The following is a 5967-nucleotide window of genomic DNA, read 5'->3' on the forward strand; positions in this document are numbered from 1 at the left end:
GGCTCGTCGGGCGCCATCCTCAGCTACATCATGTGCAAGGCGATGAACCGCAGCTTCATCTCGGTGATCCTGGGCGGCTTCGGCGGCGACAGCGCCGCGGCGGGCTCTGGCGAGGAGGAGACGCGACCGGTCAAGCAGGGCGCCGCGGACGATGCCGGCTACCTGATGAAGAACGCCAGCAAGGTGATCATCGTGCCCGGCTACGGCATGGCGGTGGCGCAGGCGCAGCATGCGCTGCGCGAGATGGCGGACCTGCTGAAGGCCGCCGGGGTGGAGGTGAAATACGCCATCCACCCGGTGGCCGGGCGCATGCCGGGGCACATGAACGTGCTGCTGGCCGAAGCGAACGTCCCCTATGACGAGGTGTTCGAGCTCGAGGACATCAATTCCGAGTTCAAGGGCGCCGACGTCGCCTTCGTCATCGGGGCCAACGACGTGACCAATCCGGCGGCCAAGACCGACAAGACCTCGCCGATCTACGGCATGCCGGTGCTCAATGTCGAGGACGCGGGCACGGTGCTGTTCATCAAGCGCGGCATGGCGGCGGGCTATGCCGGGGTGCAGAACGAGCTGTTCTTCCGCGACAACACCATGATGCTGTTCGGCGACGCCAAGAAGGTGACCGAGGACATCGTCAAGTCGCTGGGGCACTAAGGGGGGGGAGCCGGCCCCCGATCGCCCGGTTGGCCACACAGCGTGTGCACGGTGGGTTCCGTGCACCGGCCGGGATCGCGCACCTGACGAGCCCGGAACCGCTTGGTCAGGCAAGTGTCCGTTTCGGATACATCAGATATTGCGATTGTTGCGATTGAGATCGACCGACCTCGATGCTATCTTCGCCTCGAAGAGAGGGACCGATGATGGCGAAAATTCTGGAGCGACCGATCCTGCCAACGAAGGACGAATCCGAGCTGGCGGCGGAGGCCAGCCGGCACCTGTCGCGCGCCAAGGATTCTGAACTGCGCGTTCAAGTCGACGGCGGCCCCGCCCTGCGTCTGCCAAAATCCGTCAACCAACTCCTGTACCACCTGCTGACTGAGATGGCACAAGGCAACGCCGTTACGCTGATACCGATTCATGCGGAACTGACCACGCAAGAGGCTGCGGACTACCTGAACGTCTCACGGCCCTATCTCATCAGCCTACTTGATGCCGGCAAGATCAGGCATCACAAGGTCGGCACGCATCGCCGCATCAAGTTCAGCGATCTGCAGCTCTATTGCAGAACGACCGAGGCCGAACGGCAGCGGATGATGGACGACTTGGCTGCTCAGGCCCAGGAACTGGGGATGGGCTATTAGGCGGTCCAGCTACACCGTCACGCTCGACGCTTGCGTCCTGTACCCCGCTCCACTGCGGGACCTCCTCATGGAACTCGCAGCGAACGGCCTGTTCCGCGTAAAACGGACGGAGCAAATCCATGACGAATGGGTTCGCAACGTCCTGAAGAACCGCGACAATCTGACCAGGGAGCAGTTGGAGAGAACTCGCCGACTGATGAACCTGGCCATTCCCGACTGCCTAGTTGAGGGCTATGAGGATCTGGTGGCGGGTCTTGCGCTGCCAGACCGCAATGACCGGCATGTCCTCGCCGCGGCCATCGCGTCTGCAAGTGACGGCATCGTTACGTTCAATCTGAAAGACTTCCCCCGGCCCTACCTCGCAAAGTTCTCCATCGAACTGCTGCATCCCGACGAGTTCATCCATCACCAATTCGGGCTGGACAACGCCGCCGTGCTTGTCGCGGTGCAGCGATGCCGAGGGCGCCTGCGGAACCCGCCGAAGTCGGCCGACCAATATCTTGATACCCTCGAAGTGCAGGGGCTTCCGCAAACAGTGGCCGAGCTACGCCACTACAGCGCGGTCATCTAGCCGTCAGTCTCGGTCCCCTGGTCTGCTGTTCAACGATCTTGCGGCCTTCGGTTCCCTGCCCGAGCGCGACGTGAACCGCCGGCCCGATCAATCCGCTGCCGCCGTCATCGAGAAGGCGGGTTCCGGCAGACATCGCCCGCGGCCGCAGTCTTATCAAATCGTGGCGCTATCCCCACATGCTCGGGGTTCGCGGGGAGAGGTCTTGCGCTATCTGGTCGGTTTCTGGCGGCTGCTGACGATTGCCGCCTTTGTCGGCGGGCTGGCCCTGTCGCCTGAGGTCTATGGGGCGCTCAAGGTGGCACGGCTGGCGGCGCAGGGGGCTTTCGCCGAAATCCACCTGCAGCAGGTGCCGCCGGAGCGCTACGGGGAGGAGATCGGCGCGGCCCTTGCGGCGGGCGATGCGCCACTGGCGCGCTCACTGGTCGCGCTCGCCGGCGATCGCGGCATCGCGCTGTCGCCGGACCAGCTGGCCGAGGTCGCTGCCCTGCCGGCGGTCGACCTGAGCGGCGTGCTGGCCGAGGGCTGGAACTGCCTCGTCAACGGCGATTTCGAAAGCGAGGCGGGGTTTGCCTGCGTGATCGCCGCCGATATCAGCGGCGTCGGCGATGTGCGCGACCTCCTCGGCGAAGGCGGCAAGGCGGTGGCCGGCCAGCCGGTCGACTACCTGACGCTGGGGCTTGCGGGGGTCGGGCTGACGCTCAGCGCCTCGACCTATGCGAGCCTGGGCGGCGCCTTGCCGCTGCGGGCCGGCGCGAGCTTCGTCAAGGCCGCGCATCGGGTCGGCAAGCTGCCCAGGGGCCTTGCCAACGAGATCGGCCGCGCGGTGGCCCGCGGCATCGATCGCGAGGCGCTGGACGAGACGCTGGCGCTCGCCGCGGCGCTGCGGCTCGACGACCTGCAGCGCCCGCTGAGCCGGGTGTTCCGGCCGGCCAGCACCCGGATGATGACGACGCTCGCCGATGATTTCGGCACGATTGCCGGGGCGGGCGGGGTGAAGGCGATGAAAGCCAGCCTCAGGGTGGCGGAATCGAGCCGCGACGTCAGCCGCGTGGCCAAGACCGCGCGGACCTACGGCGACCGCTTCATCGGCGTGGCCAAGCTCGTCGGACGTGGCATGCTCGGGCTCGGCGAACTGCTGTTCGGCATGCTGGGATGGCTGCTGGGCGCGCTCGGCTGGATCTGGGGGATGGCTTCGATGCTGCTGCGGGCCCTCTCCCGGCTCGGCCGGCGTCGCCGCGCGCTGCCCGCCGGAGCCTGATCTCATCGGGACTTGAGGATCGGTTACCTCGGTGTGCGTGCTTGCGCCGGCGCGGGGCGGAGGTGATGTATCGGGCGACGTGGAGTGCTTTGGCCTGTGACCCGGACCATAAAGATCGACCTGTTCACCGATACCGTGTGCCCCTGGTGCCTCGTCGGGTCGGCTCGCCTCGACGCCGCCATCGCGGCGCTGCCGGCGGACGTGTCGGTGGATGTGGAGAACCACCCGTTCTATCTCGATCCCAATACCCCCGAGGAGGGGGTGGTGGTGGCAGACATGCTGCGGCAGAAATACGGGCGCGACCCGCGCGAGATGTGGGCGCGGGTCGAAGGCGAGGCGCGGGCCAGCGGGATTGCGCTGGACCTGAGCCTGCAGCCGCGATCCTATCCGACGCGCAAGGGGCACACGCTGGTGCGGCTGGCGCGGGCGAAGGGCACGCAGCACGCTCTCGCCAATGCCATTGCCTGGGCCTATTTCATGGAACACCGGCTGATCAACGACGACGCGGTGCTGGCCGATATCGCGGTGCGCCACGGCTATGCCCGCGAGGAGGCGCTGCAGGCGATGCGCGACCCCGATGAACTGGGCACGACGCACGATCTCGCCGTCGCGGCCGCCCGGCAGGGCATCCAGGGGGTGCCGTTCTTCATCTTCGACAACCGCTTCGCCGTCTCGGGCTGCCAGCCGCAGGCGGTCTTCGCGCGGGCGTTCGAAGTGGCGCTCGATCCTGCGCAGGCAGCGCGCGCCTGAGCTTGCCAAGGCGCGATTGCCGCTGTCTGATGCCGGGGCGCAGGAGGACGGGCAATGAAGTGGGTCAAGCGGATTGCGGTGGCGGCGCTGGTTGTCGCCGTGCTGGGTTACGGGGCGGTGCTCGCCTATTTCTACCTCAACCAGCGCAACATCCAGTATACCCGCGAGGGCGCCATCACCGACCTCGCGGCGACCACGCTGAGCGGCGCCGAAGCGGTCAGCATCCCCAGCGAGGGTGGCGCGCAACTGGCCGGGTGGTACCAGGCCCCGAGTGCGGGCAAGCCGCTGATCCTCTACTTCCGCGGCAATACCGGCAGTTTCACCCGCGAGCACGAACGCTACGAACGCTTCGTGGCGGACGGCTACGGCTTCCTGGCCTTCGACTATCGCGGCTTTCCCGGCTCGCCGGGGGACCTGACCGAGGAGCACCTGCTGGCCGACGCGCTCGCCGCCTTCGACTTCGCCGCGACCAAGGGCGTGCCGATCGTGCTGTGGGGCCGGTCGCTGGGATCCGGGGCGTCGACCTGGGTCGCCAGGCAGCGCGAGGCCGACGCCCTGTTCCTCGAGACGCCCTACCTGTCCTTCGTCAAGATCGGCACCGACAAGTACCCGTTCCTGCCGATCGGGCTATTGCTCGACGACCAGTATCCGCAGGAACAGTGGATCGGGGACGTGACCGAGCCGATCTATGTCGCGCACGGCACGGCGGACGAGACCATCGCGGTCTACCAGGGTGAGGCGCTGTACCAGCTGGCGCCGAACAAGGACGAGATCTGGATCGAGCCGGGCGGCACGCATACCGACTTGTGGGAACGCGGCGAGTGGGAGCGGGCCAGGGCGTTCTACGAGCGTCACACGGCCGCGCCCGGCGCCTCATAGCAGAACGCCGGCCCCTCGCGGGACCGGCGTTCGAAGCTCGCGCCAGGCGCGGGTGCCTACTCGAGGGTGAGGCCCGAGAAGGCCACCGAGTAGTTGAGGCCGGTCTGGCCCTGGATCGACCAGGGCTGCAGGGCGAAGCCCTTCTTCGAGCCGCCGATCAGCCAGTTGCCGCCGAGGCCGACGCCCAGCGTCGCTTCGGCCGAGCCGCCGACATAGGTGCCGGCGAGCGAGCCCGGGCCGTACTTGGTCGATGAGGCGGAGAACACCAGCCAGACGATCTCGGTCTGAGCGGTCACGCCGATGTCGATGCCGAACTTCTTGATGTTGCCGCTATAGTGCTCGGTCTTGTGGCCGGAGCGCTTGAAGGTGCACTCCATGTCCTTGGACGAGCCGATGATGAAGCCGATGCCCCCCTCGACGGAGCAGGAGAGCACGCCGACCTTGACCTGGGCGTCGGCCTGAGCGGCGCCGGCAGTGGCGAGCACGAGTGCGGCGGCGGCCGCGGCGATGGTTTTCTTCATGTCTGGTTTCCCTCAGTGATGACGCGTTTGTACTGACCCGATGGGCCGGGAGTGTATCCGTTGCCGCCAACGGCACAAGGCCTCGTTGTGCTCGCAAGAACAGCACGATTCCGGCCAGATTCGGGCAGCATCACAGCAAAACGCCGCCCTTTGGGGGCGGCGGCGCCGAATTCAGTCTCCCGGCCTCACGGCCGCGCGGGACGGGCCACCGCGGCGGGAGCAGGCAGACCGCCCTCGCGCTGGGCACGCTTGCGCGCCAGCTTGCGGGCGCGGCGAACCGCCTCCGCCTTCTGGCGTGCCTTCTTCTCGGACGGCTTCTCGTAGTAGTTGCGAAGCTTCATCTCGCGGAAGACACCTTCCCGCTGGAGCTTCTTCTTCAGTGCGCGCAGCGCCTGATCCACATTGTTATCGCGAACAACTACTTGCAAGCGCAACCGCCCTTCGTAATCCGTCAGAGGTGTTTGATGGAAGCGCCAGAGCCAACAGCCGGAGCCAATGGCAGAAGCGCCGACCGGCCGGGCCGGTCACCGTGGTGCGGCTATATAAGCGATACGCTGCGGCTTGTCCACACCGGGTTGTGCCGGAAAAGGCTCACCCGGCACGCTTTTTCAGCACGAGCCGGTTGATATGCCCCATCTTCCTGCCCTTGCGCGACTCGGCCTTGCCATAGGCATGCGGCCGGACGGC

The 5967-nt window shown here is 66.7% G+C and carries 9 protein-coding genes; 6 read left to right on the plus strand and 3 right to left on the minus strand.

Features of this window, described 5'->3' with window-relative positions; translation table 11 throughout:
• The 6 genes from ACE3TU_RS17955 to ACE3TU_RS17980 form a co-directional block, all read left to right on the plus strand.
• Positions 1-654 (plus strand): NAD(P)(+) transhydrogenase (Re/Si-specific) subunit beta (locus ACE3TU_RS17955; protein ID WP_374626692.1); only part of this gene is annotated, 654 nt, incomplete at its 5' end.
• Between the two features lie 206 nt (positions 655-860).
• On the plus strand, positions 861-1301 hold the full coding sequence (locus ACE3TU_RS17960) for a helix-turn-helix domain-containing protein (protein ID WP_374626694.1): 441 nt from the start codon (positions 861-863) through the stop codon (positions 1299-1301).
• The gene (locus ACE3TU_RS17965; RefSeq protein WP_374626706.1) at positions 1297-1872 is read left to right on the plus strand and encodes a PIN domain-containing protein; all 576 of its coding nucleotides are present in this window, start codon (positions 1297-1299) and stop codon (positions 1870-1872) included. The genes ACE3TU_RS17960 and ACE3TU_RS17965 overlap by 5 nt, the downstream gene beginning before the upstream one ends.
• Positions 1873-2074: 202 nt before the next feature.
• Positions 2075-3130: a hypothetical protein gene (locus tag ACE3TU_RS17970; RefSeq protein WP_374626696.1), complete on the plus strand. Its 1056-nt coding sequence runs from the start codon at positions 2075-2077 to the stop codon at positions 3128-3130.
• A 96-nt stretch (positions 3131-3226) separates the two neighbouring features.
• Positions 3227-3880: a DsbA family oxidoreductase gene (locus tag ACE3TU_RS17975; protein WP_374626698.1), complete on the plus strand. Its 654-nt coding sequence runs from the start codon at positions 3227-3229 to the stop codon at positions 3878-3880.
• Positions 3881-3934: 54 nt separating this feature from the next.
• Positions 3935-4759 carry an alpha/beta hydrolase gene (locus ACE3TU_RS17980; protein WP_374626700.1) on the plus strand — a complete coding sequence of 275 codons (825 nt, stop codon included), beginning with the start codon at positions 3935-3937 and terminating at the stop codon, positions 4757-4759.
• A gap of 56 nt (positions 4760-4815) precedes the next feature.
• On the opposite strand, the gene ACE3TU_RS17985 is transcribed toward ACE3TU_RS17980, so the two are convergent.
• From ACE3TU_RS17985 to ACE3TU_RS17995, 3 genes are all read right to left on the minus strand, one after another.
• On the minus strand, positions 4816-5280 hold the full coding sequence (locus tag ACE3TU_RS17985; protein ID WP_374626702.1) for a DUF992 domain-containing protein: 465 nt from the start codon (positions 5278-5280) through the stop codon (positions 4816-4818).
• A gap of 185 nt (positions 5281-5465) precedes the next feature.
• Complete coding sequence (rpsU, locus tag ACE3TU_RS17990) at positions 5466-5708, minus strand: 30S ribosomal protein S21 (protein WP_374626704.1); 243 nt, start codon at positions 5706-5708, stop codon at positions 5466-5468.
• A 163-nt stretch (positions 5709-5871) separates the two neighbouring features.
• The coding region (locus ACE3TU_RS17995) for a hypothetical protein (RefSeq protein WP_374626708.1) at positions 5872-5967 on the minus strand (96 nt) is incomplete at its 5' end.

The sequence above is a fragment of the Devosia sp. genome (assembly GCF_041917035.1).
Taxonomy (GTDB): Bacteria; Pseudomonadota; Alphaproteobacteria; order Rhizobiales; family Devosiaceae; genus Devosia_A.